The organism is Pseudomonas sp. NPDC089996 (assembly GCF_044748405.1).
GTDB lineage: Bacteria > Pseudomonadota > Gammaproteobacteria > Pseudomonadales > Pseudomonadaceae > Aquipseudomonas.
Genome location: NZ_JBIVGA010000002.1, coordinates 265,936 through 290,389, shown reverse-complemented (window position 1 = coordinate 290,389; position 24,454 = coordinate 265,936). Strand labels below are relative to the sequence as shown.

Here is a 24,454-nt window from a genome sequence, read left to right as displayed (position 1 = left end):
ATGTCACTTCTCAGTACGGCCATCGAGCCCGTGAGCTTTCGCCAGGCGCTGGGGCACTACGCCTCCGGCATCACGGTGATCACCTCATCGATCGAGGGCCAGCCGATCGGCTTCACCTGCCAGTCGTTCTACAGCGTATCGGTGAACCCACCGCTGGTTTCCTTCAGCGTGATGGCCGGTTCGGCCAGTTATCCCGGTATGCGCCAGGCGGGTCGGTTTGACCTACCCGATCGAGCGCAACCGCCTGGACACCTTCACCGGCTTCCTTGATCCTGCCGGCATCGAACCGGCCCATGTCCGCACTGCAGAGATGACCGTGATGATGATGCAGCTGGTGGCCAGCGGCCGTGGCGTGTGCTGCCTGCCCAACTGGGCGGTGCACGAGTACACCTCGCGTGGCTATGTGATCGCCAGCCGCCTGGGCGAACATGGCCTGCAGGCGACACTGTTCGCGGCGGTGCGCAGCGACATGCTCGAAGTGCCTTACATGAGCGATTTCCTGCTCACGGCAAAAGACATTTCCTTTGCGACGCTGGAGGGTGTGAACGCGGTCTGAACCCGAGTGAGGGCTCAGTTCACCATCACGTTGTCCAAGGCCTGCTCAAGGGTACTGACGGTGCGCTCGATATTGCGCAGTTTTTCGAGCCCGAACAGGCCGATACGGAATGTCTGGAAGTCGGCGGGCTCGTCACACTGCAACGGCACGCCGGCGGCTATCTGCAGGCCGTGCTCGGCAAATTTCCGGCCGCTCTTGATGTCGGCATCGTCGGTGTAACTCACCACCACGCCCGGGGCCTGGAAACCGGCCGCGGCCACGCTCCTGATGCCTTTGCCGGCCAGCATGGCGCGTACCCGATCGCCCAGCGTCTGTTGTTCGCCGCGCAGCTTGTCGAAGCCATAGGCTTGCATCTCGTTCATCACGTCGTTGAATCGCGCCAGTGAATCGCTGGGCATGGTCGCATGGTAGGCATGCCCGCCCTGCTCGTAGGCCTGCATGATCTGCAGCCACTTTTTCAGGTCACAGGCAAAGCTGCTGCTCTGCGTCTGCCCGATGCGCTCCAGGGCCAACGCACTGAACATCACCAGGGCGCAGCAAGGCGAGGCGCTCCAGCCTTTCTGTGGCGCGCTGATCAGCAGGTCGACTGCGCACTGGTGCATATCGACCCAAAGCGTGCCGGAGGCGATGCAGTCCAGCACGAACAAGCCCCCCACTGCATGCACGGCATCGCCGACGGCCCGCAGATAATCGTCGGGCAGGATCATTCCGGATGAGGTTTCAACATGAGGGGCGAAGACAACCTGCGGCTTGTGCGCCGCAATGGCCGCCAGCACTTCGTCCAGAGGGGGAGGGGTGTAGGCCGCCTGGCGACCGTTTTCGACCGGTCGGGCTTTCAGCACCTTGGTGTCCGCCGGGATGTTGCCCATCTCGAGGATCTGGCTCCAGCGATAACTGAACCAGCCGTTACGTATCACCAGGCATTGCTGGCCGTTGGCAAATTGCCGCGCTACCGCCTCCATGCCGAAGGTGCCGCTGCCCGGGACTACCGCAACGGCCTGGGCGTTGTAGACCTGTTTCAGGGTGCTGGAAATGTTCTTCATTACCCCTTGAAAGGCCTGCGACATGTGATTGAGCGAGCGGTCGGTATAGACCACCGAGTACTCGACCAGCCCCTGGGGATCGATGGCGGGATAGATCTTTGACATGGGGTGACTCCTTTGGCAGAGAGGTTTCGGCACAGATGTCAGTGGTATCGACCTTGGCTCAAGCATTGGCAAATGACAAGGTTGAGCGGAGCTGATCTGAGCTCTCGCTGAGCCTCGACACTTTGTCCAGCGTGGAGCGAGTAACGGCGTTTGTTGTTTTCAAAATTCCATGGGATGTTTGCAATCGCGATCAATTCTTATCTGCATTAGTGGTTGCGAGGTGTCAAGGATGTCGAACGGGCCGCAACCGCTTGCCTCGACTGGCGACGACATGCACAGCCTTTACCGTGATCACAGTCAGTGGCTGATGGGATGGATACGCAGGCGCCTGGGTGACAAGCGTGACCGCCACCTTGCGTTGGGAGTACTGACAGGCGAAAGGAAAGCCCGCCCGAGCAGGGCCATGAACACCAGCAGCATCGACACGATAGGCCAGACGACCAGCAGCCCGTGAAGTCATGCCGCAACTGTTTCATGGCTCGCATGGGGCTCTCCTTGAAAGCATCAGACGACGGATTTTGTTCACCGTCACACCTGGCTGCACTGCCGATCACCAGCCATCATCATGTAGCAGAATCTGGCTGTACTGGCCGCGTTGCGGGTGTGTTGCACCTGGCTGGCCGTCACTTGTGTAGTGCAATCGCCCCATTGGCATCGACGCTTGGCACGGAGGTCATCATCGTGCGTGATCCTGCAAAAAAAATGAGCCTGGTCGGGCTCACCACGTTGGTCATGGTGAACATGATGGGCTCCGGCATCATCATGTTGCCGGCAAGCATGGCGCAGATCGGCGCCGTTTCGCTGTTGTCCTGGGTGATCACCGCGGTGGGGTCGATGGCCATCGCCTATTGCTTTGCCCAGTGCGGCATCTACTGCACGCGTTCAGGCGGCATGTCGGCCTACAGTGAAGAGGCCCACGGCAAATCTGCGTTTTTCCTCTGTTCGTACCTCTATTTTCTGTCGCTGATGATCGGCAATGTGGCCATCGGCATTTCTGCCGTGGGCTATCTCACGCCCTTCTTCCCCTGGCTTGGCAGCGGCGCGGTGCCGCTGCTGGTCGGGGCGGTGGCGCTGATCTGGTTGACGACCCTGGCCAATCTGGGGGGCGCCGATATCACCGGGCGCCTGGGGGCGATCAGTGTCTGGGGCGTGATCGTGCCGGTGGCTGGCCTGAGCCTGATCGGCTGGTTCTGGTTCAACCCTGCAACCTTCCAAGAGGCCTGGAACCCCGGGCAAGTACCGGTCGGCCAGGCGATCACCAACAGCATTCCGCTGACATTGTGGGCGTTCCTGGGCATGGAGTCGGCCGCGCAGAACTCCGACGCGGTGGAGAACCCCAAACGCAATGTGCCGCTGGCCTGCCTGTTCGGCACGCTGGGTGCGGCGGTGGTGTACGTCCTTTCGACCAGCGTCATCCAGGGCATCGTGCCCAACCCGGACCTGGCCAACGCCAGCGCACCGTTCGCCCTGGCTTATGCGCGGATGTTCGATGACACCGTTGGTAACGTGATCATGGGCCTGGCGGTGATTGCCTGCGTCGGCTCGCTGCTCGGCTGGCAGTTCACCCTGGCGCAGACCGCCAAGGTCACGGCCGGGCAGGGGCTGTTCCCGAAACTGTTCACCCGCACCACGGCCCGGGGCGTTCCCCTGGCCGGGATGCTGACGTGTGCATTGATGCAGAGCCTGATCGCCTTGTCGACCTTGTCACCCAACGCCAGCGCTCAGTTCGGCAGGCTGGTCAACCTGGCGGCAGTCACCAACATCATTCCCTACATCACCTCGCTGACCGGTTTGCTGGTGATCATGTACAAGGCCCAGGTGGACATCGCCATTTTCCGCCGCAACAGCGCAATCATGCTGGTCGCCGTGTGCTATTGCTTCTACGCGCTTTACGCCTCGGGCCTGGAGGCCGTGTTCGGTGCGGCACTGATCATGGCGTTGGGGTACCTGTTGTTCGGCTTCATTGCCAAGCGCTTCATCAAGACGCTGGACATGATCGGAGGCGCGCCATGAGCAGCAGAGTGAAGCTGGCCTGTGTGTGCCTTGCCAGCCTGATCGGCTGGGCGACACCTTATGCCACGGTTGCCGCAGCGGATGTCATGGATCGGATACGTGACAGCCAGGTGCTGACGTTGGGGTACATGGACGGCTTTGCGCCGTTTTCCTCGGGCAATGAACAGGCCCCGCAAGGGTACGCGGTCGAATTGTGCCGGGCAGTCGCCGAACGGCTGCGCCAGGCGCCCGGTTTTGCCGGGCTGCAGGTGCGCTGGCGGGCGCTGCCGGAGCAGGCGGTTGCGCGCACGCTGAGCGAGGGGCAGGTGGACTTGTTCTGCACGCCTGCGGTGGAAACCCTTGCCAGGCGAAAAACCCTGGACTTCTCCATCCCGGTGTTCACCTCCGGGCTGGCCGCCATGGTCAGACGCGATGCGCCCACGACCTTGCTCGGCCCGCTCAACGGCCGGGCCGGTGATAATGGCCCACGCTGGCGCGCAACGATCAACGCGGGCTTGAGCAAGCACAGCTTTGCCGTGCTGGAGGGCACGGTGAGCAGCGACTGGGCCCGCCAACGGATACGCCAGCTTGGCTTGCAATCCACCCTGCAGGAGGTGCCCACGTATCAGGAAGGGGTGCGCCGGGTGGCGGCGCGCGAGGTCGATGCGTTCCTCGGCGATCGGATGGTCTTGCTGGCCTACCAGGCCGGGCAGGCCGAACGTGATCAGCTGTGGGTGCCGGACCGCCTGTTCGAGATGAACCAGGTGGCACTGGCGATGGCCCGTGGCGATGAGGATTTTCGGTTGCTGGTGGACAGCGCCCTGAGCCAGGCGCTTGCCGGGCAGCGGGGCGAGGAACTGTTCAAGCGCTACCTGGGGCCGCAGTCGGCACAGGACCGCTTGCTGCAAGGTCTCTACCCGCTGCCCGACTAAACGGGCCGATAGTCGGAACCCGTTGGCATTCTGCGTCGGTCGCGTTGCGCTATCCGCCTTCTCCGCTATGGTGTGGTGAGCCATACACATAAGACTAAAGTCGTAGGAGGGCGGCATGCGGATTCGCGGGGATGTGTTCTGGAACTGGGCTGATCCGATACTTCATCATCGGGCTCATGGTGAAACACTGGACGATGGCACGACCATCGATGTCCAGGTACGACTGTCGCGAACAGGCAACACGCAAATGTTCATTGGCGTGTACGCAGGCTGCGGCATGGCGTTGTATGAAGAGGCCTTCGATTCGAGGCCTGGGGAGTCGATGACGCGCGCGCTGGCCTGGGGCGTGGGGCGTGCAAGGGGTGTTGTAGTCGATGGCCCGGTTCGAACCAGGCAGGCTAGGCCGGCTGGTCAGGTGAATGTTGCAATGCATCGCGCAGCTGAATGACCCCTTCGAGTGCCAATGCCTGGGCCGAATAGCACAGGCCGATGCGTCGGCGCATATCCAGTTGTGGCATCGGTTCGGTGCGCACACCACGGTGCTCGGCGGCCAGCGATTGCGGCACGATCGCTGAGCCCAGCCCGGCGGCTACCATTTCCAGGGCCAGTGCAAAGGTTTCGGCTTCGGCTACCGGGGCGCTGTCGTAGAAGGGCTGGAGCCGCTGATGGCTTGGCTGCGCAGGGCAGATGACCCAGCGATCACGCCCGTCGCTGAACAAGGGCAGGGCCCGCACAAATGGGTCACTGTGCAAAGGTAGGAACAGTTCATCCTCGCACCGCAGCTCTTCGCTGGCCAGCCGCGCAGCGCCCATGCAGCCGCTCACCAGCTGCAGGCGCACGGCAGGTGTGATTGCCGCCGCAGCGAGTACAAGCTTCTTCACCGCTGCCGAGCTGACATCGTGCTCCACGCCGATCTGCAACGCTGTACAGATGCGGTCGCTGCGAAAACGGGTCAGCAGCCTGCTCGCGTCGGCGACCATGCGCTGGGCTTCGGGGTAGAGCGCACGCGCATCGTCGGTCACCTCCACACCCCTGGGGCGACGCACGAAAAGCGTAGTGCCTAGCGCATCCTCCAGTGCCTTGATGCTGCCAGACAGCGCCGGCTGGCTGAGGTGTATGGCGCGCGCGGCGGCGGTGATATTGCGTTCCTCGAACACGGCGATGAACGCTCGAAGCTGTCGATAATCCACGGGTTACCCATAAGTTTTGCCGATGGCAGCCACAAGAATATCCCATTTTTCGCGATTCCAACGTCTATCTATACTTGCCCTGCGTTTTATCCATAGGCACTTTGAATATCAGGAGTCTTGCCATGACTACCCATAAACCCCTGGTCGTGATCACCGGTGCCAGCTCTGGCATCGGCCTGGCTACCGCCAGATCACTGTCCCGCCGTGGCCATGCGTTGCTGCTGCTGGCGCGCCGCCTGGAGCCAATGCAGCAACTGCAACTGCCGAACACGTTGGCACTGTCGGTCGATGTGACCGACCGAGCGGCCATGCTGGCGGCGGTGGCCCAGGCCGAACAGCGCTTCGGTCCGGTGGATGCGATCATCAACAACGCCGGCGTAATGCTGCTGGGCAGCGTCACCACCCAGGACCCTGGCGAATGGGACCGCATGCTCGACATCAATGTGCGCGGGCTGCTAAACGGCATCCACGCCGTGGCAGCCGGCATGGTCGAGCGCAAGCAAGGCACGATCATCAACGTCAGCTCCGTCGCCGGGCGCAAGGCGTTCCCCAACCATGTCGCCTACGTCGGCACCAAATTCGCCGTCAGCGGCTTGTCCGAGAACCTGCGCGAAGAACTGTCGCCGAGCAATGTGCGGGTGATCACCGTCGAGCCGGGCGCCGTGGACACCGAACTGCTCAGCCACACCAGCGATGAGGGCATCAAGGCGGGCTACGACGAGTGGAAGAGAGACATGGGCGGCGTGCTGACCCCCGAGAATATCGCCGATGCGATCGAGTTCGCCTACGGCCAACCGCAATCGGTATGCGTTCGGGAGATCGTGGTTTGCGCTACGCGGCAGCAGCAATAGCGGCCATCAGGTGTTCGCCGCCTCATTGATCAGCCCTTGCCGCGAACCTCAAGGCCAATGGCAGCGCCACAGCCCAGACCAGCGCCAGGATCAGTGCGGTATTCAAGTGCCCCCACGGCAGGCCGACATCGGCGAGCCTGGCGCCAGCCAGGTAGGCCAGCGGCCCACCGAACAAGCCCAGCAGCACCGCGCGCCACATCGGCTTGCCAAGCCCTGCCAGGCTGTGGCGCATGCCACTGGCCAATACCAGCCACAGCAGTGCCAGCCAGGGCGGCAGCGGCCACTGCGCGAAGCTGAAGACACCAAGCATGCCCAGGGCGCTGTCCAGCACCCAGCCCGCCGCCGCTACCCCCAGCAGCACGCGCAGCTCACCCCCGGGGCTCAGGCACAGGTGCAGCAGCAGGCCGCCTACCGCGATCGGCAACAGCCGGGGCCGCTGCGCCCCCAGTACGCAAAGCCACCAGCCAGCCTGCAGCCACAGCGCATTGCCTAGCAGCCAGGCACGGCGGCCCATGTCAGGCGCCCGGTAGAGGCGCACGGCGCGCCTTGGGCCCGGCCCACAGCATCTGGGCCACGCCGATGGTCCGTTCCTCGAAGCCGCCCTGGCAATAGCACAGGTAGAACTCCCACAGGCGCTGGAAGGTGTCGTCGTAACCGAGCCGGGTCAGCTCCGGGCGCGAATGGTGCAGGTTGTCGCGCCAGTGGCGCAGGGTGCGCGCATAGTCCTGGCCGAAGTCTTCCAGGTGCACCAGGTTCAGCGCCGTCTGGCGGCTGGCGGTGTCGAGCAGCACGCTCAGCGAGGGCAGGGCGCCGCCGGGGAAGATGTAGCGCTGGATGAAATCCACCGAACGCCGGGCCTGGGCGTAGCGCTGGTCGCGGATGGTGATGGCCTGCAGCAGCATCAGGCCATCGTCCTTGAGCAGCGCGGCGCACTGACGGAAGTAGGTGGGCAGGTAGCGATGGCCGACGGCCTCGATCATCTCGATGGACACCAGCTTGTCGAAGCGCCCGCGCAGGTCGCGGTAGTCTTCGTTGAGCACGGTGACGTGCCGTTCCAGGCCCAGCGCCTGGACCCGCTGCAAGGTGTGGGCGTGCTGCGCGGCGGAGAGGGTGGTGGTGGTGACCCGACAGCCATGGTGCACGGCCGCGTGAATGGCCAGGCTGCCCCAGCCGCTGCCGATTTCCAGCAAGTGATCGTGGGGCTTGAGCTCGAGCTTCTGGCAGATGTCCCGCAGCTTGCTCACCTGGGCCTGCTCCAGGTTTTGTTCGGCACCTTCGAAGCGGGCGGCGGAATACATCATGGTCGGATCGAGCAGCCGCTCGAACAGGGCATTGCCCAGGTCGTAATGGGCCAGGATGTTGCGCCGTGCGCCGCGCCGGCTGTTGCGGTTGAAGCGGTGCAGCAGCCGCAGGGCCGGGCGTGCCAGGCGGGCCAGGCCGCTCTCCATGGCGTCCAGCACATCGAGGTTGGCGACGAACAGCCGGGTCACCGCGGCCAGGTCCGGGCTGCGCCAGTAGCCATGGATGTAGCCTTCACCGGCGCCGATCGAGCCGTTGCCGGCCACCAGGCCCCAGGCTGCGTCGTCGACAATCTCCACTTCTGCGTACAGCGGGCTGGCGACGTCGCCGAAGGTCCATTGCCGGTCCTGGCTGATCAGGCGCAGGTGGCCGTGGCTCAGCTGGCGCAGCTGGGTCAGCACCGCACGCCGGGCCAGGCCGCCTAGCAGCGGCGCAAAGTTGGCCGATTTGCTAACGCTCAAGGTCGGTTCGGGCATGGTCGGGTTCCTCGCGGAGGGTTTGGCCAAGCGCCAGGTCGTGCGGGCTGGCGATGTGGTCGTGCACGGGGGTGCGTTTGAGCAGCAGGCGCAGGGCTTGCCAGTAGATGCCGGTCACGGTGCGCAGGCTCATCCAGGGAAAGGCCAGGAGGTGACGATGCAGGTTGGCGCGTTCCAGGGGCTGGCGCTGCAGGGCGAGATCGGCTGTGAACACCTTGTACCCGGCGCGCCAGTTTTCCATGTGCACGCGCACGTGGTGCGCATCGACGGCGAAGCGCAGCCGGTAGTCCATGTCCATCGGCATGAACGGCGAGACGTGGAAGGCCTTGGCCACGGCAAATGGCCGGGCGAGGTCGCCTTGCACCGGCAACACGTAGTGGAAGCGTTCGCGCCAGGGGGTGTTGCGCACCTCCAGCAGCACGGCCGCGACTTGCCCTTGGCGGTCGTGGCAGAAGTACACGCTCACCGGGTTGAACGACAGCCCCCAGCAGCGTGGTTGCGTCAGCAGGTGCACGGCGCCTTCCGGTACCTGCCCGGTCGCCTGGCCGACCAGCAGGCGCACGGCCTCGACCAGGGGCATGCCTTGGCGAGTCAACGCCGGTAAGTAGTCGGTTTCGCGCCAGCACAAGGGCGCCAGGCGCGAGCGCCCGAGCCAGCGAGACAGGCTCACCAGACGCGGCAGCTCGTCCAGGTCCAGGTAGAACATGCCGATGCGGTAGCGGAACGCGTGGCGCCCCGGCGTCAGGCGCTGGTGGCCGAGCCAGCCGTGGCACAGGCTGCTGTTCACAGCTGCTCTCCAAAATGCCTGGCGACGTTCAGCGCGCTGAGCACGCCGTCTTCGTGAAAGCCGTTGGCCCAGTAGGCACCACAGTAGTAACTGTGCAACGGGCCCTGCAGTTCGCCCTGGCGGGCCTGGGCGGCCACGGCGGCAAGGCTGTACTGCGGATGCGCGTACTCGAAGCGGGCGAGTATCTGCGCGGGGTCCACCCGCGCGGTCTGATTGAGGCTGACGCAGAACGTCACCGATGCCTCGATGCCCTGCAGGATGTTCATGTCGTAGGTCAGTGCAGCGGGGGCCTGTTCGCTGCCACCCAGGCGATAGTTCCAGCTGGCCCAGGCCCTGCGACGGCGCGGCAGCAGTCGGGTGTCGGTATGCAGCACCACGTCGTTGCTGGCATAGCGAATGGCGCCGAGGATCGCCTGTTCCTGCTCGCTGGGGCTGTGCAGCAGCGCCAGGGCCTGGTCGCTGTGGCAGGCGAATACCACCTTGTCGAAGCGCTCGCTGCCCCCCGGCCAGGTCACGGTCACGCCTTGATCGTCGCGGCGTACCCGTTGCACAGGGCAGTTCAGGCGAATGTGTTCGGCAAAGGGCCGGCACAGCGGCGCCAGGTAGCTGCGTGAGCCGCCCTCGATCACTCGCCATTGTGGGCGCTGGCTGACCGACAGCAGGCCGTGGTTGCGGCAGAAACGCACGAAGAACTGCAGCGGAAAATGCAGCATGTCGGCCCGCGACATCGACCAGATGGCCGAGCCCATGGGCACGATGTAGTGGTCGATGAAGCGTTGACCGTAGCGGTTGTCGCGCAAGTAGTCGCCCAGGGTTGTCGCGCCATCGATGCGCTGCTGGTCCAGGTCGGCCAGCGCCTGGCGGTTGAACCGCAGCACATCGCGCAGCATGCCCCAGAAGCCTGGCGACAAAAGGTTGCGCCGTTGGGCAAACAGGCTGCGCAAGTCGTGCCCGTTGTATTCGAAGCCGGTACGCGGGTCGTGCACGGAAAAGCTCATCTCGGTCGCTCGCGAGGCAACGCCCAGCTGCTCCAGCAGGCGGATGAAGTGCGGGTAGGTCCAGTCGTTGAAGACAATGAAGCCGGTGTCCACTGCATGGTGCTGGCCACGCCAGTGCACATCGACGGTGTGGGTGTGCCCGCCCACCCGGTCCGCCGCTTCGAACACCGTTACGGCATGCCGGCGTGACAGCAGGTGGGCGCAGGTGAGGCCGGCGATGCCGCTGCCGATGATGGCGATGCGCATGATTCAACCCTGGGGCTGGCGTGCCAGGCGCTGGCCCAGCTTCAGGCGCCAGCGGGCCGGCAGTGCGCCAAGCAGGCGCAGCAGCAGGGTGAAGGTGGCGGGGAAAGTGATCTCCAGTGGGCGACGGGGCAGGCGCGCGACAATGTACCCGGCAGCGCGCTCGGCGCTCCACAGTTGCGGCATGGGGAAGTCGTTGCGGCGGGTCAGCGGGGTATCGACGAAGCCGGGGCTGACCAGGGTGACAGCGATGCCCTCGCTGGCCAGGTCCAGGCGCAGTGACTCGACCAGGTAGCGCAGCGCCGCCTTGGATGCGCCATACGCTCCGGCCCGTGGCAGCGCCAGCCAGCTGACCGAACTGCCCATCACCACCAGGTGCGGCTGCTGGCTGCGGCGCAGCAAGGGCAGGGCAGCGGCCAGGCAATGACTGGTACCAATCACGTTGGTGCGGATCACGCGCTCGACCAGGGCCGGGTCGAACTGCCCGGGCTCCAGGTACTCACAGGTGCCGGCATTCAGAATCACCAGGTCCAGCGAACCCCAGGCCTGTTCGATCTGCGCGGCGATGCGTGCCACCTGCTCAGGCTGGTCGACATCGCCGACGGCCAGCAGGACCTGGCCTGCAAAGCGCGCGGCCAGGTCACCCAGGCTCTGGGCGTGGCGGGCCCCCAGCGCGACCTGGTGGCCTTGCTCCAGCAAGCGCAGCGCCACTGCGGCGCCGATGCCGCTGCTGGCACCGGTCAGCCAGCAACGGCTCATGCCAGCCTGCCCTTGAGCCAGCGCACCGCGCCGCCCATGACCGGAACATGTTCGTAGAGCAAGGCGCCGGCGTCGAAGTAGTCCTGATGAAAGTGAACCCGACCGCGCCAGCGCAGATGGCTGCAGCCTTGCAGGCTGATCGGCTGGCCGCCGGCCAGGCGTGGGTGGCGATAGTGCAAAGTCCAGCGGATGTAGCCCAGGCCTGGCTGTGGCTCATCAAGGCCCTCGAAGCTGTAGCGGACCTCGTCAACGTTGGCGTACAGCTGTGCGAAATAGCTGCGCAAGGCCGTGAGCCCACTGATGTGATGCAATGGGTCGCGAAAGGTGACGTCCTCGCTGTACAAGTCGGCCAGCAGGTCGAGATTGTGCGTACCCAGCGTGGCAAAGCGTTCGGTGAAATGCTGCAGGTAGGTGGACATGCACAATACCTGTACAAAATTGATTTACTGTACAAGGTATAGTGCAGGTCTCTGCAGAAAGCTATACAGCAAAATTATTTTGTACAATTCCCATCGGATCGAATCAGCCCGCCACACAACACACCTATCTCGAACAGCAGCCACATCGGCACGGCAAGCAGGGTCTGCGAGAAGATGTCCGGCGGGGTGAGGACCATGCCGACCACGAAGCAGCCGATGACCACGTACGGGCGCACCTTCTTCAGGTACTGCACGTCGACCACGCCGATCCACACCAGCAGCACCACGGCCACCGGGATCTCGAAGGCGACGCCGAAGGCGAAGAACAGCGTCATGACGAAGTCGAGGTAGTTGGCGATGTCGGTCATCATCGCCACGCCTGCCGGGGTGGCGGCGGCGAAGAACGTGAACATCAGCGGGAACACCAGGAAATAGGCGAAAGCCATGCCGGCGTAGAACAGCAGGATGCTCGACACCAGCAACGGCAGGGCGATGTGCTTTTCATGGCGGTGCAGGCCTGGCGCGATGAAGCTCCAGATCTGCTGGAGGATGAATGGGATCGCCAGGAACAGCGAGACGATCATGGTCAGCTTGAACGGCGTCAGGAACGGTGAAGCCACATCGGTGGCGATCATCGTCGCATTGGCCGGCATGTGGCCACGCAGCGGCGCCGACACCAGGGTGTAGATCTGCTGGGCAAAAGAGAACAGCCCGGCAAAGATCAGGAAGATGACCGCCACGCAGCGCAGCAGGCGGTTGCGCAGTTCGGTCAGGTGCGAGACCAGCGGCATTGGCGGGTCGGGGTGCAGGTTTTCGCTCATGGGGCTCGCGGCGGTTGTGGCTGTTCGGGCGGGATGGCGGTTGTTGGCGTGGCGGGTGGCTGCAGGAAGCGCTCGCCGTGCAGCTGGCCGCGGATGTCGTCGGCACCGATCTCGCGCTCGATCTCGGCCCTGATCGCGTTGAAGCTGCGTTTCAGCCGGCCGATCCACAACCCTGCGGTACGCGCGGCACCGGGCAGGCGCTCGGGGCCGAGCACCAGCAAGGCAACCAGGCCGACGAGCAGCAGCTCGCTGAAGCTGATACCGAACATGCTTCAGACGTTCTGCTGCGGCTGCGCACTGCTTTGTTGCTGCGGCGCTGCCACCGGGGCGGCCGGTTTGTGTTCTTCATCGTTCATGGCTTTGCGAAAGCCCTTGATCGATTCGCCCAGGTCGCCGCCGAGATTCTTCAGCTTCTTGGTGCCGAAGACCAGGACCACGACGGCCAGCAGGACGATCCAGTGTTTCCAGTCAAAAATGCCCATGATGCTCTCTGTTGTCAGGGGGAAGGGGCTGGCGCGTTGGGGCGCCAGCCCGCCGGGTCAGGCTTCGAGGCCGGCTTTGGCCTGGCCGGTGCGCAGGGTGAAGTTCACCCCCATCGACAGCACGGGCTGTGGCGGATTCCAGTTCGGCTTCGGTGCCGAGAGCAGGAACTCGGTCAGCGGCTCCATCTTGCCCGCCAGCATGTTGGCCAGCAGGGTGCCGGTGGCGGTGCCGCGCACGGTGCCCAGGCCGTTGCAGGCCAGTGCGCCATACACATTCTCACGCAGCTCGCCGAAGAAACCGGCGCCGTTGCGGGTCATGCCCAGGCCGCCGCCCCAGGTGTGCTCGAACGGCACTTCGGTGAGGGTCGGGAAGCGGCGTTCAAATGACAGGCGGTGGGACGCACGGACCTTGTCGGTGTAGCCGTCCTTGGAACGACCGTCAGGGTTGAAGCTGAAGCTGTTGCGCACCAGGATGCGGTTGTCGTGGGTGCGGCGCAGGGTCGAGCCGAACGGGTCGGCAGGGATCACGCCCCAGAATTCCTGGCCACCGATGCTGGCCTGTTCGGCCGGAGTCAGCGGACGGGTCAGGCTGCCGTAGGTGAAGATCGGCAGCATGCGGTTCTGCAGGAAGCCGAAATGCTGGCCGAAGTGGTTGTTGCCGAGGATCAGCTTGTCCGCAGTGATGCGCCCGGTCGGGTGATGCAGCACGATCTTCTGGCCATAGTCGACCGCAGTGATCACCGTGTCTTCATACAGCGCGACGTTTTCCGGCAGGCTGTCGGCCAGGCCTTTGACCAGTGCCGAAGGCTGAACCAGCATAGTGCCTGGGGTGTACAGCGCCTTGCGGTAGAACGAGGTGCCGATGTGGTCTTTCAGCTCGTTGCCTTCGATCAGCTCCACTTTCTCGCCCAGTGCTTCCAGGCCGCCACGGTAGGCATTGAGCACGGCAATGCCCTTGTCCTCGATGGCGGCCTGGTATTTGCCGGAGTGACGCAGGTGGGCGTCGACGATGTTGTGCTGCTCCACCAGGTCGCGAAGGATGCCCTGGCCGCGTTGGTTCAGGTGCAGGATGTTCTTGGCATTGGCCTTGTCACCGATGTAGTCCGGCGCGCCGATGTCGTGGGGCACGTCGATCAGGAAGCCGGCGTTACGGCCCGAGGTGCCGAAGCCGACCTGCTGTGCTTCAACCAGGATGACCTTGTCCTGAGGGAAGTTCAGGGCCAGCTGGCGTGCGGCGGCAAGGCCGGTGAAGCCGCCACCGATCACCACCCATGGCGCCTTGTCGTCACCGATCAGCGGCGCTTTGGGCTGGCGCACGCGACTGGTGTGGAACCAGCCTGGGGACGAATCGTCACGGGGCAACGCGTCGACGCGCACCAGCGAGGCCGGGTCGGCCGGGATTCCGTCATTGAGCAGTGCAGTGGCTCCGCCTGCTGCGACAACACCGGCACCGACGCCAGCGCCAATTAGTACTTTCCTGCGTGTAACTGCCATTTGCATCCATCTCAATCAAAGGTGTCTGGTAATGCGCATTGATTCTCAATTGGAGAATACAATGTGTATACAGATTGTATGGCTGCGTCCGGGGGTGCGTCAATCTGCCTCTGCAGGCAGGGTGGCCCACTCTTTGCTTCCCTTCGCCGGATGCTATCGAGGTAACAGAAACGCCATGCACGCCCAACGCCATCGCTTCAATGACGTCAACACCCATGCCAGCGCGATCCTGGGCTGGCAGCAGACCTACGACCAGATCAGCGCCGGCAGTGCACACACCGAACTTACGCATCTCACCGCAGCGCGCTTCCAGATTTTTCGTGAATACCTGGACAAGCGCGTGGTCCAGCACGGGGCGGCGCCGGCGCGGCGCTTTTGCCTGGCGCTACCCGCTGGCAGCGCGGGTGCCGGCGTGTTTCAGGGCAGCAGCGTGGGTAGCGCGGATGTCACCCTTCTTCACAGTGGCCAGGAGTTTTTCGTCCATGCGCCCGAGGGCATGGACCTGCTGGCGGTCAGTGTCGATGCCGATCGTCTGGAACAACTGGCCGAGCGTGAGTTCAGCGCCCAGGAATTGCGTGCGTTGAACCGGACCACCCGGTTGAATGTCAGCCCGGCTTTTCTGAGTGCGATACGCCTGCAACTGCAGGGGCTGATCGATGCGGCGCTGCAGGGTGAAGCATTGGTGGAAGCGCAGCTTGAAGATTTGCTGCTGGAATGCATGCTGGTGCTGCTGGACCAGGTCAGCCAAAGCGGCGCAGGGCGAGGAGGGAATATTGCGGTGAGTGCCTACCTGGTCCGGCAGGCGCACCAAATGGCCCTGGATTGCCTGGACGAGCCGTTATCGGTGCTGCAGGTCTGCGAGCGGCTGGATGTCAGCCGCAGCACCCTGCAGCGCAGTTTCCTCGGTGTCACCGGGCTGAGCCCGGTCGAGTACCTGCGTACGGTGCGCCTGAATGCCGTGCGGCAACGGCTGCAGTGCACCGCAGCCGAGCAGTTCACCGTTGCCCGGGTGGCCAGCGATCTGGGCTTCACCCACCTCGGGCATTTCTCCGGCGCCTACCGCGCGCTGTTCGGTGAACTGCCTTCACACACCGCTCGCCAGGGCAGCGGCGTTCAGGCAAAGCGTTCCAGGCGGTAAGGCGAAGGGTCGACCAGCGGGGTACTGCCATCGACCAGGTCCGCCGCCAGTTGCCCGGCTGCGGGCGAGGTACCGAAGCCGTGCCCGGAGAAGCCGGTCGCCAGCACCATCCCCGGTAGTTGCTGAACGGGCCCGATCACCGGCAGTGAGTCGGGTGTCACGTCGATGGTGCCGGCCCACGCCTGTTCGATTCGCGCCTCCTTGAACACCGGCCAGGCGGCCCTGAGGTTGTTCAGCGCCTCCTGGTTCAACGCCGGGTTGGCGGCAGGGTCCTGGGTGCGGATGCGCTCGAACGGGGAAACCGAGGTGGGCGACCAGCGCCGTGCCAGCGCCAGGTCCTTGAAAAACGGCTTACCGAACGACACGCGCAGCAAGCCCCGCTGAGCACGGAACTGCGGCAGGTAGCGTCGCCCGAGCAAGGCATGGTCGAGGGTCAGGTGCGCATCGAGCGCGCCGCGCTGGGTAATGATGAAGCCACCGTCGATATGCTTGCGGAACGAGAAGTCCGGGCCACCTACGGCGATGTCGGTCGGGCCTTCCATGGCCGCCGTGCGCAGCACCGAGCAGTTCAGCGGCAAGGTCGGCAAGGCGACCCCGTGGTTGCCCAGCAGGCGCCGCGACCACAAGCCGCCGGCCAGCAGCACCTGCTCGCAGCGGATCTCGCCGTGTTCGGTGACCACGCCGTCGATGCGCCCGGCGGCGGTGGTCACGCTGCGCACGGCGCAATTCTCGACAATCACCGCGCCACGGGCCATGGCGGCCCTGGCGATGGCACTGCTGGCCAGGGTCGGTTCGGCGCGGCCGTCGCTTTCGGTGAAGATGCCGCCGGCCCAGTTCCCTTGCCCGCCTGGCACGCGACGGGCGATTTCGGCATTGCTCAACAGCCGTGATCCAACCGGTAGGCCTTGCACCGACGCCAGCCAGGCTTCGTGCATGGTCATTTGCGCAGGCTCGCGGGCGGCGAACAGGATGCCCGCCTGCCGGTAGCCGACCTCTTGCCCGACCCGTGCGGGCATTTGCGCCCACAGCCGGTCCGCCGCCAGGGCCAGGGGCAGGTCCTCGCGGTGGCGGCTGGTCTTGCGCACCCAGCCCAGATTGCGCGATGACTGCTCGCCGGCGATGCGGCCCTTCTCCAGCACCACCACCGGGATGTTGCGCTCGGCGAGGGTCAGGGCAGCGGTCAGGCCGACGATGCCGCCGCCGATGATGACCACCGTGGTGGCACTGGGCGGTGTGTTTGCGCAGTGCACCGGCGCGATGACAGGGGACATGGACGGTTCTCCTCGAGGCGGGCTAGCGCTGCAGGTCGATCAGCTGGGTGGTGGCGCGGGAGGCACCGCGGTAGGCGGTCACCTCCAGCTCCACCCGGTAGACGGTCGAGCCCAAGGGCGGGCAGGTGACCGTGCTGGCCGGGTCGACGCCGCGAAACACTTCGCCGACGATGGTCATTACGCTGGCGACATCCTCGGGGTTCTGGATGAACACCCGCGAGCAGACCACGTCGGCCAGGGTCGCATCCACGGCGTGCAGCGCCGTTTCGATGTTGGCGAACACCTGGCGGGTCTGGGCCTCGAGGTCTTCGGGGATTTCGCCCGTCGCCGGGTTACGTCCGGCAGTGTTGGAAACGAAGATCCAGTTGTCCACGGCCACCAGGCGCGAGTAGCTGCCCAGGGTCTCGTATTTCGAGCCGGTCTTGAGTTTGGTGATTTGCAGCATGGTATCGACCTCAGGTTTGGATAGTTGGATCAGCTCAGCGCCGGGCTTTCCCACAGGTTCAGGCGCACGCCGACGCCGCGCTCCAGTGCCTGGCGGTAGACCACCGTGCCCCAGGCCACGTCCTCGACCGGCATGCCGCCCACCGACATGATGATGATCTCGTCGTCATTGCAGCGGCCGGGGGCGACGCCTGCGACGATCTTGCCGATGTCCTCCAGCTGGTCGGCCGGCAGGGTGCCTTCGGCGATCATGTCCATGAAGCGCACGCCCACCAGCGGCACATGGTTGTGTGCGGGCTTGGGCAGTTCCTCGAACCAGGCTTCGTACAGGCCGGTGTTGTCGACCACCTTGCGCACGTCGGCCTGCTCCATGCCGGCGTCGATGCTGCAGCCGGCCGGCATGGCCAGAAACGCGCCGGGCTTGACCCACTCGCGCTTGACCAACGGGTAGCTGGACGGGTCACCGGTTTCGCCGGAGGTGCAGTAGGTCACCAGGTCCGAACCGCGTACCACCTCCTCGATGCTGTCCACCACTTCGATGGTGGTGATCTGCGGGTAGGTGTCGCCTACCCAGCTGATGAAGTCGTCCAGGCTCTTCTGGCCGCGGCCCTTGAGCTTGAGCGTGTCGACCTGCGGGCACACGGCCATGAACGCGGCCACGGTGGTCTTGCCCATCACGCCCGGGCCCAGCAGGCCGATTACCCGCGAGTCGCGGCGGGCCAGGTGGCGCGCTCCGACACCGGGGATGGCACCGGTGCGGTAGGCCGACAGCAGGTTGGCCGACATGTGCGCCAACGGGGCGCCGGTGTCGGGGTCATTGAGGGTGAACATCAGGATCGAACGCGGCAGGCCCTTTTCGCGGTTGGCGATGTTGGAGCCGTACCACTTGACCCCGGCCGTGCAGAAGTCGCCGCCCAGGTAGGCGGGCATCGCCATCATGCGGCGGTCGGCCGTGGGTTTGGGCATGTTGGGGAACGGCGAGTCCTTGGGGAAGGTGATCATCGCGCCGTGGGAATCGCTGTTCGGGCCGGCCATGCGGTAGTCGCCATGGTGGAGCAGGGCGAACATCTGCTCCATGGTGTTCACGCAGGCCAGCATGTCGGTGACGCCGGCGCGGATCATGTCCTGCTCGGACAGGTAGAGAAAGTCGATTTTTGTAGTTGTAGTCATGGCTCATCTCGGGGCGGAGGAAGAGGGCCGGTAGCGGAGGCTGCTGCCGACAGCGCCGATGGTAGGAATCTGTCAGGGCGCACGGCTATCCCGAATTGGTCAGGAATGACGAGGCCTTTACGGCCATGGCTGTCCGTGCTGTCTAGCACGCGGTTTTGCGCGATTTCCGCAGGCCTCTGGCCGTCTCCAGGCTGGCAGCCATGACCAAAAGCCCGGCAATGCGATACATGCCGCCCGTCTTGCAGCGTTGCAAACTGTGGCGGTCTTGAGGTACCTAGCCAGCCCTCGGGGAGGACGTCGACGAAGCAAGTCACTGGCGACACGGATGGTCGCGCCACACCGCTGTTACCCAGCACATACCATTCAGGATCAATCCATGAAAACAACAACATCCAATCCGATTGACAGAACCTCCGTGTACATCTGCGCCGGCCTGGTTTCCGCTGGCGGGGCGCTGCTGCTCAATGTGTTGCCGGTGCTGTTCGGCGCCCTGGCCGAACAGTTCGGTTATGGCGAACAGCAATTGGGCAGCCTGGCGATGGCCATGAACCTGGGTTTCGGGGTGCTCGGCCTGGCCTCGCTGCTGTGGATCCAGCGCCTGAGCTGGCGGGTGATTTCCACCCTGTCTTCGCTGCTGGTGGCGGTTGCGCTGGCCGGCATGCTGGGCAGCCCCACGTACGAGACGCTGATGTTGCTGATGGCCCTGGCAGGGGCCGGCACCGGTGCGTTGTATGCCCTGGCGATGACCATTTTCGGCGACAGCGCGCAACCTGAGCGGGCCTTCGGATTCAAGCTGGGCATGGAGACCGTGCCCGGCGCCTTGCTGCTGATCGTGCTGCCGGTGGCGGTGATGCCGCAGTGGGGCTTCCAGGGCATGCTGGTGACGCTGGTCATCAGCCTGTTGCTGATGGGCGTGGCTCCCTTGCCGTGGGTGCCGAGCCGCAGCGCGCGGCAGCTGGAGGCTGCTGCTGGCGGGGCGCCGGTGGTGTGCCGCGAGAGCCGTACCATTGCCTGGCTGAGCCTGCTCGCCAGCCTGGTGTTCCTCACCGGCATCATGTCGGTATGGGCGTTCCTCGAGCTGATGGGCAAGAAGAGCGGCCTGTCATCGGACACCATCGGCACCGTGCTGGCGGTCGGTTTCATCATCAACGCCGGCGGCGGCTTCATCGCCTCGTCGGTCGGCCTCAAGGCCGGGCGTTTTCTGCCGGTGGCGGTGATCATCGCGGCCGAGGTGGCGGGCCTGGTGCTGTTGGCACAGTTCGACTCGCTGACCACCTACGTGGCCGGGGTGATGTGCTTCCTGTTCTCGATCAGTTTCGTGCTGGCCTACACCTTCGGCGTAATGGCCGAGTTCGATCTGTCGGGCCGGTTGGTAGCCCTGGGTGCACTGTGCCTGTCGGTCGGCGCTGCAGTGGGGCCGGCAGTCGGTGGCCTGCTGATCGAAACCTATGGCTACACGGCGGTGCTGCTGTTCTCCGGTGCCTGCTCGATCAGCGTGCTGGCGATCTACGGTGCTGCCGTGCTGCGTTCGCAGCAGGCCGGCAGACGCGAGCCGGTTGGCGAAGCGGTCACCTTGCCGAAGCTGTGATGAACGCAGCCTCGCCATGAAAAAACTCGCCGGGGATGACCCGGCGAGTTTTTTCATGGCTGTCAATCAACGAGGACGGAACCAAGCATGAAGATTGCAGTGATCGGGGCAGGGGCAATGGGCGGTCTGTTTGCCGCCAGGTTGATCGACGCGGGTGCCGAAGTGACCCTGGTGGATGTCGATGAGCGGCTGCTCGACACCCTGCGGACCCAGGGCCTGCGCCTGCAGGACGAACAGGGAACGCGCGTCTACTGGCCTCGGGCGGCACGCGCCGAGCAGTTGCAGGGCGAAGTCGATGCCTTGTTGATGTTGACCAAGAGTCATCACACCCGTCAGGCCATCGAGGCGTGCCGCCATCTGCTTGGCCAGCAGACCCTGGTGCTGACGCTGCAGAACGGCCTGGACAGCGTGCCGGTGCTGCGCGAGTACGTGACTGACCATTGCCTGGCGATCGGCATGACCCTCTACCCGGCCGATGTGCTGGCACCCGGTAGCGTAAGCAGCTGCGGTGAAGGCGAGGTGCGGTTGCGCGGGTTGATGCCTGGGCCGGGGCAAGCCGGCCCCTTGCAGGCACTGATCGAATGCTTGCGGCGCGGCGGCATGCACTGCATCGAGGACCCGGATATCGAAGTGAGCATCTGGGAAAAGGTCGCCTTCAACACGGCCCTGAACTCGCTGTGCGCGCTGACGGGGGAGAACGTCGGCGAGCTTGGCCGCTGCTCGCGTGGCCGTGAAGTGGCCCTGGTGCTGGTCGCCGAGGCTGCCGCCATTGCCGCGTCGGTGGGCGTGGCGCTGGACCCGCAGCGGGTCACGCAGGCGGTGGAGCTGGCGTTTGTCGTGCACGCCGGGCACAAGCCCTCCATGCTCCAGGACCTCGAGCATGGCCGGCGCATGGAGATCGATGCGCTGTCCGGCGCGTTGCTTGTCCACGCCCGGCGCCACGGCGTGCGAGCACCGGCCATGGCTGCCATCGACAGGTTGTTGCGCAGGGCCCAGCGGCGCCGTGCGCTGGCATCAATTCAGCGGTGAGAAGGCCGCTGGCAGATAGACCACCGAGTTCATCTTCTGCAATTGCGGGGCAGAATTTTCCGGCGGCCATACCCCGTCGCCGACGGCGCGGGTGCGCACATCCAGGCGCTGCTCCAGGCTGGCGTAGGGCCAGATGTGCAGGTAGCGCGGCACTCGGCCATTGGTGGCGTAGAACGCCGCATACACCGGCGAATATCCCTCACCGGTGCGCGGCCCGACTGCCTTTTGCCAGCCGGCCAGGGTTGGTGCCAGCCCGGAGCTGACCAGGTCATATTCGCGCAGCTCGTAGAACGGCCCGTGCCTGCCGGGGGCCAGCGGTTCGAGGAAAGGGAACAGGCGATAATCGTCCATGTGCTGTTCGAGCACGAATTCGCCAATGCCGAAGGCGTCGCTGGCCAGCAGCACACGCTCGCGTTCGGCCGCCTGCACCTCGATGCTTGCGAAGCGGCGCAGTACGGCAATGGTGTTCTGCGGCCCGATCTCGGAAACCCAGCAGCCGATCAGTTCGACACCCTCCATGGCAGCCTGCAAGGCCTCCTGAAGTCGCGGCAGGGCCTGGCCTGGCGTGCGCACGCGCAAGGTAAAACGCAACAGTTCGTAGTGATTGGACATCAAGCATGGCTCCTGGATGAAAGGCCCGGGCAAAGCGGCAGGGAACGCTAAAGGGCATCCGGCTGGGCGATCAATGACAGGGGGCATCAATGTTGTTGCGCTGCGTGCAACGACGGCTGCGCCGCAGGCTGCAGAAGGCAATGTGGCGCGGTATGTGCTTGCGCTTCGTGCAGCAGTCTTTTTGTTACCCAAAATCACGTGAATATTGCACTAATATGGCGCGTGCTCTCGATAGAGGTGGTTCATGAACGGTCAAGCGATGTCTGTCTGGAACGAGCGTGTCCACGCGGTATGCGGGCGCTTCGAAACCCGCTATGACCACTGCCAGAGCCTGTTTATCGGCGATCTGCGTCCGTCGCTTTTGGGCACCACGCAGGTCGCCCATATCCGCAGCAATGCCCATGCGATCGCTCGATCGGGGCGCGAGGCGGGGCGTGACGGCGACTCACATTGTTTCCTTGTGTTACAACAGCACGGGGAAATGACCCTCGAACTGGGCGACCGGGTGATCGACCTGCGCGAAGGTGACATGGCACTGCTGGATTCGGCGCAGGCAATGAAGATGATCCCCCGTGGGCTGTTCTCCCACGTGTCCATCCACCTGCCCCGTGAGCGCTTGCAGAACCTCGATGCCAGCCGTTTCGGCAAGCTCTCCACTGCCGGCGCGTGCGGGCAGTTGCTGGCCACGCTGGTGCGTCAGGTTGCCGAAGGTGAACTCGAACAGTGGGCCTGCGCGGAAGACGGAGACGGCTTGCAGGCTGCGCTGGTGGGGCTGCTTGGCTCGGTGCTGGAATACCGGGCGCGTGACAGTTCACCCGGCCTGCACCTGCACGAAGTGCAGTCGCTGATCCAGCAGCGCCTGGACTCGCCGCGTCTGACGCCTGTCGCCCTGGCCGACGAGCTGGGCATTTCCAGCCGCCAGCTGTATCGCCTGTTCGAAGCCAGTGGCGACAGCGTCTGCCGTTACATCCTGCGCGAGCGGCTGCTCAAGGCCGCCCTGGATCTGCGCAACCCTGCCTATGGGCATCGCTCGATCACCGATATCGGCACCCGCTGGGGCTTTGCCGATTCCGCGCATTTTTCCAAGACCTTCAAGAAGCAACTGGGCATGACGCCGCGCAGCTATCGCAGCCAAGGGCAGCCGGCTTGAAAGGTACCCGAGCGTCACTCTTGCCCTGTGGTTCTGGCCACGGCGGGCGTCAGGTTTTTGCCAGCGTTCGCATCCGCTGACAACAGGTTATCCCGGGTTTGCTGCTCCACCGTCGTCTGGATTTCCCGTGCCAGGGTTTTCACATCGTGGTGCGCGATTTCCTTGGGCATGACCTCGAAGCCGACAGAGTTGTACAGCCGTCCCCAGGCGGCCTGGGCGTCGGAGTAGGCGGCTTCGCGCTGGTAGCGGGACAGCAGCAGACGCCCTTCGGCGCGGATCAGCTCCAGTTCGCTACCCAGCGCCGCACTGCGCGAAGACTGCGCGTAGTTGAGCAGGCTCTGGTCGACGCGCAGGCTTTCGTCGGCAAACTCCACTTCCTGGCGCGCCAGCTGGTAGCGCAGCAGGCCGACGCGCACTTGGGTGAGGATCGCCATGGACAGCGCGGTGCGGCGCATGTCGTCGGTCTTTGCCTGGCTTTCTTCTGCCGCCGTGATGTCCGGGTACTGCAACAGGCGCAGCAGGTTCATCGAGACGTTGATGCCGGTCTGGTTCCAGTCGCTGTTGTACAGGTACTTGTTGGAGTCGTACTCGTAGCCGTAATTGAAACTCACGTTGGGCCACAGCTGGGCTTTGGCGATCTTCAGGTCGTTCATGCTGACGCGTTTGCGGTACCACTCTTCCATGATCTCCGGGCGCCGTTCCAGTGACAGGCGCTCCAGTTGCTCGACGTTGCTGTTCAACAGCGGCAACGGTTGTTCATGGGTGTCGGCCAGCACCATGCGGGTGTTGGGCGGCAGCGACATCAGTGCGGCCAGCTCGGCGCGGGCGAACTCCAGGTCCTGGCGGCGCACGGTGAGCATGTACACCGAATCGAGCAGGGCGCGCTGGTAGGCGAGGATATCCTGGCGCGGCAGCAGGCCTTTGCCCTCGGCTTCGCGGGCTGCCGTCAGCGCACGGTGGGTGCGCATCAACAGGCCATCCACTTCGGGCAGCAGGCGCTGTGCGCCCAGGGCACGCCAGTAGGCATTGCGCACGTCCTGCAGCACGTTCTGCGCGACCTTCTCGCGGCGCTCCTCGGCCATCAGCATCTGGTCGTTCTTCTGCTGGGTGCGGAAGTAGGCGACGCCGAAGTCCAGCAGGCTCCACGACAGGCCGAGGCTGTACAGGGTGCGGTAGCGTTCTTCCGAGGTGGATGGGCGCAAGCTCACCTGGCGGTCTTCGATACCGATCGAAGTGCCGCCGGAATCGTTGTTGCGCCCGGCATAACCGGCCGAGGCCACCAGCCGCGGCAGCATCTCGTGGCTGGAAACGTCGCGCAGGTCCGATGCCAGGGCGCTTTCCAGCAGTTTCAGGCGGTAGTCGAGGTTGTATTTCAGCGCCCGCGCCGAGGCTTCATAGAACGTGATCGGCCCGTTCACCGGCTCCTGCTCCTTGTACATGCGCGCCTGGTCCTCGATCACCCGCTGACGCATCTCGTCTTCGGTGTAAGGCTTGGGCTCGAAGGCCGAGCAGGCGCTGAGCAGCACACTGACGGCAGTGAGGGTACTCAGGCTTTTCAATGTCGAAACTGGCATAGGCAGTCCTTGTTCAATCCGTGAATGCATC

25 protein-coding genes and 2 pseudogenes are annotated in these 24,454 nt (G+C 64.5%); 10 read left to right on the top strand and 17 right to left on the bottom strand.

All coding sequences use genetic code 11. The features are described from left to right. Both ACIPW4_RS04250 and ACIPW4_RS04245 read left to right on the top strand, forming a co-directional pair. Window positions 1-219, top strand: a pseudogene (locus ACIPW4_RS04250) (flavin reductase family protein); the annotation flags it as partial. Next, a pseudogene (locus ACIPW4_RS04245) lies at window positions 206-556 on the top strand (LysR substrate-binding domain-containing protein); the annotation flags it as partial. The pseudogenes ACIPW4_RS04250 and ACIPW4_RS04245, both read left to right, overlap by 14 nt. Before the next feature lie 14 nt (window positions 557-570). On the opposite strand, the gene ACIPW4_RS04240 reads toward ACIPW4_RS04245, so the two are convergent. Further along, window positions 571-1,704 (bottom strand): alanine--glyoxylate aminotransferase family protein, encoded by a 1,134-nt coding sequence (locus ACIPW4_RS04240; RefSeq protein WP_400655095.1) that lies wholly within the window; start codon window positions 1,702-1,704, stop codon window positions 571-573. A 702-nt stretch (window positions 1,705-2,406) separates the two neighbouring features. Between ACIPW4_RS04240 and potE the strand changes: the two genes are divergently transcribed. From potE to ACIPW4_RS04225, 3 genes are all read left to right on the top strand, one after another. After that, a complete protein-coding gene (gene potE / locus ACIPW4_RS04235; RefSeq protein ID WP_400655567.1) occupies window positions 2,407-3,717 on the top strand; it encodes a putrescine-ornithine antiporter in 1,311 nt (436 codons plus the stop codon). After that, complete coding sequence (locus ACIPW4_RS04230; protein WP_400655093.1) at window positions 3,714-4,628, top strand: transporter substrate-binding domain-containing protein; 915 nt, start codon at window positions 3,714-3,716, stop codon at window positions 4,626-4,628. The genes potE and ACIPW4_RS04230 overlap by 4 nt, the downstream gene beginning before the upstream one ends. A 115-nt stretch (window positions 4,629-4,743) precedes the next feature. After that, on the top strand, window positions 4,744-5,076 hold the full coding sequence (locus ACIPW4_RS04225) for a hypothetical protein (protein WP_400655091.1): 333 nt from the start codon (window positions 4,744-4,746) through the stop codon (window positions 5,074-5,076). On the opposite strand, the gene ACIPW4_RS04220 is transcribed toward ACIPW4_RS04225, so the two are convergent. After that, on the bottom strand, window positions 5,027-5,818 hold the full coding sequence (locus ACIPW4_RS04220; protein ID WP_400655090.1) for a LysR family transcriptional regulator: 792 nt from the start codon (window positions 5,816-5,818) through the stop codon (window positions 5,027-5,029). The genes ACIPW4_RS04225 and ACIPW4_RS04220 overlap by 50 nt on opposite strands. Window positions 5,819-5,940: 122 nt before the next feature. Here ACIPW4_RS04220 and ACIPW4_RS04215 point away from each other — a divergent pair, with 122 nt between their 5' ends. Beyond that, entirely contained in the window at window positions 5,941-6,669 is a 729-nt protein-coding gene (locus ACIPW4_RS04215) for an SDR family oxidoreductase (protein ID WP_400655089.1), read from the top strand. Between the two features lie 22 nt (window positions 6,670-6,691). Here ACIPW4_RS04215 and ACIPW4_RS04210 read toward each other — a convergent pair whose 3' ends face one another. The 10 genes from ACIPW4_RS04210 to ACIPW4_RS04165 form a co-directional block, all read right to left on the bottom strand. After that, window positions 6,692-7,183, bottom strand: a complete 492-nt coding sequence (locus ACIPW4_RS04210; RefSeq protein ID WP_400655087.1) for a DUF2878 domain-containing protein — start codon at window positions 7,181-7,183, stop codon at window positions 6,692-6,694. 1 nt (window position 7,184) lies between these two features. After that, the gene (locus ACIPW4_RS04205; RefSeq protein WP_400655086.1) at window positions 7,185-8,444 is read right to left on the bottom strand and encodes a class I SAM-dependent methyltransferase; all 1,260 of its coding nucleotides are present in this window, start codon (window positions 8,442-8,444) and stop codon (window positions 7,185-7,187) included. Continuing rightward, entirely contained in the window at window positions 8,419-9,231 is an 813-nt protein-coding gene (locus tag ACIPW4_RS04200; RefSeq protein ID WP_400655084.1) for a DUF1365 domain-containing protein, read from the bottom strand. The genes ACIPW4_RS04205 and ACIPW4_RS04200 overlap by 26 nt, the downstream gene beginning before the upstream one ends. After that, window positions 9,228-10,475: an NAD(P)/FAD-dependent oxidoreductase gene (locus ACIPW4_RS04195; protein WP_400655082.1), complete on the bottom strand. Its 1,248-nt coding sequence runs from the start codon at window positions 10,473-10,475 to the stop codon at window positions 9,228-9,230. The genes ACIPW4_RS04200 and ACIPW4_RS04195 overlap by 4 nt, the downstream gene beginning before the upstream one ends. A gap of 3 nt (window positions 10,476-10,478) precedes the next feature. Further along, on the bottom strand, window positions 10,479-11,231 hold the full coding sequence (locus ACIPW4_RS04190; protein WP_400655080.1) for an SDR family NAD(P)-dependent oxidoreductase: 753 nt from the start codon (window positions 11,229-11,231) through the stop codon (window positions 10,479-10,481). Then, the gene (locus ACIPW4_RS04185) at window positions 11,228-11,650 is read right to left on the bottom strand and encodes a nuclear transport factor 2 family protein (RefSeq protein WP_400655078.1); all 423 of its coding nucleotides are present in this window, start codon (window positions 11,648-11,650) and stop codon (window positions 11,228-11,230) included. Before ACIPW4_RS04185 ends, ACIPW4_RS04190 begins: the two co-directional genes overlap by 4 nt. Window positions 11,651-11,724: 74 nt before the next feature. Further along, entirely contained in the window at window positions 11,725-12,471 is a 747-nt protein-coding gene (gene tatC / locus ACIPW4_RS04180) for a twin-arginine translocase subunit TatC (RefSeq protein WP_400655076.1), read from the bottom strand. Continuing rightward, complete coding sequence (tatB, locus tag ACIPW4_RS04175; protein WP_400655074.1) at window positions 12,468-12,740, bottom strand: Sec-independent protein translocase protein TatB; 273 nt, start codon at window positions 12,738-12,740, stop codon at window positions 12,468-12,470. The genes tatC and tatB overlap by 4 nt, the downstream gene beginning before the upstream one ends. Window positions 12,741-12,743: 3 nt before the next feature. Beyond that, window positions 12,744-12,953 carry a twin-arginine translocase TatA/TatE family subunit gene (locus ACIPW4_RS04170; RefSeq protein WP_400655073.1) on the bottom strand — a complete coding sequence of 70 codons (210 nt, stop codon included), beginning with the start codon at window positions 12,951-12,953 and terminating at the stop codon, window positions 12,744-12,746. 57 nt (window positions 12,954-13,010) lie between these two features. Next, the gene (locus tag ACIPW4_RS04165; protein WP_400655565.1) at window positions 13,011-14,333 is read right to left on the bottom strand and encodes an NAD(P)/FAD-dependent oxidoreductase; all 1,323 of its coding nucleotides are present in this window, start codon (window positions 14,331-14,333) and stop codon (window positions 13,011-13,013) included. A 289-nt stretch (window positions 14,334-14,622) separates the two neighbouring features. On the opposite strand from ACIPW4_RS04165, the gene ACIPW4_RS04160 reads away from it, so the two are divergent. Then, window positions 14,623-15,585 (top strand): helix-turn-helix domain-containing protein, encoded by a 963-nt coding sequence (locus tag ACIPW4_RS04160; RefSeq protein WP_400655071.1) that lies wholly within the window; start codon window positions 14,623-14,625, stop codon window positions 15,583-15,585. Here ACIPW4_RS04160 and ACIPW4_RS04155 read toward each other — a convergent pair. Genes ACIPW4_RS04155 through ACIPW4_RS04145 form a run of 3 tightly spaced genes read right to left on the bottom strand, consistent with a single transcriptional unit; the run spans window position 15,561 to window position 18,470 of the window. Continuing rightward, a complete protein-coding gene (locus tag ACIPW4_RS04155; protein WP_400655069.1) occupies window positions 15,561-16,856 on the bottom strand; it encodes an NAD(P)/FAD-dependent oxidoreductase in 1,296 nt (431 codons plus the stop codon). The two genes, ACIPW4_RS04160 and ACIPW4_RS04155, sit on opposite strands and share 25 nt — an antisense overlap. A 22-nt stretch (window positions 16,857-16,878) precedes the next feature. Further along, complete coding sequence (locus tag ACIPW4_RS04150) at window positions 16,879-17,301, bottom strand: Rid family hydrolase (RefSeq protein ID WP_400655067.1); 423 nt, start codon at window positions 17,299-17,301, stop codon at window positions 16,879-16,881. A gap of 29 nt (window positions 17,302-17,330) precedes the next feature. Then, window positions 17,331-18,470, bottom strand: coding sequence for a tyramine oxidase subunit B (locus tag ACIPW4_RS04145; RefSeq protein WP_400655065.1), 1,140 nt, complete (start codon window positions 18,468-18,470; stop codon window positions 17,331-17,333). Between the two features lie 376 nt (window positions 18,471-18,846). Between ACIPW4_RS04145 and ACIPW4_RS04140 the strand changes: the two genes are divergently transcribed. Continuing rightward, a complete protein-coding gene (locus ACIPW4_RS04140; RefSeq protein WP_400655064.1) occupies window positions 18,847-20,058 on the top strand; it encodes an MFS transporter in 1,212 nt (403 codons plus the stop codon). Window positions 20,059-20,145: 87 nt separating this feature from the next. Beyond that, on the top strand, window positions 20,146-21,087 hold the full coding sequence (locus ACIPW4_RS04135; protein ID WP_400655063.1) for a ketopantoate reductase family protein: 942 nt from the start codon (window positions 20,146-20,148) through the stop codon (window positions 21,085-21,087). Here ACIPW4_RS04135 and ACIPW4_RS04130 read toward each other — a convergent pair. Next, window positions 21,073-21,699 carry an NIPSNAP family protein gene (locus ACIPW4_RS04130; RefSeq protein WP_400655061.1) on the bottom strand — a complete coding sequence of 209 codons (627 nt, stop codon included), beginning with the start codon at window positions 21,697-21,699 and terminating at the stop codon, window positions 21,073-21,075. The genes ACIPW4_RS04135 and ACIPW4_RS04130 overlap by 15 nt on opposite strands. A gap of 244 nt (window positions 21,700-21,943) precedes the next feature. On the opposite strand from ACIPW4_RS04130, the gene feaR reads away from it, so the two are divergent. Next, window positions 21,944-22,849 (top strand): transcriptional regulator FeaR, encoded by a 906-nt coding sequence (feaR, locus tag ACIPW4_RS04125; RefSeq protein ID WP_400655058.1) that lies wholly within the window; start codon window positions 21,944-21,946, stop codon window positions 22,847-22,849. A 14-nt stretch (window positions 22,850-22,863) separates the two neighbouring features. Here the strand turns inward: feaR and ACIPW4_RS04120 are convergent, their stop codons facing one another. After that, window positions 22,864-24,423, bottom strand: a complete 1,560-nt coding sequence (locus tag ACIPW4_RS04120) for a TolC family protein (protein WP_400655056.1) — start codon at window positions 24,421-24,423, stop codon at window positions 22,864-22,866. Window positions 24,424-24,454 lie beyond the last annotated feature (31 nt).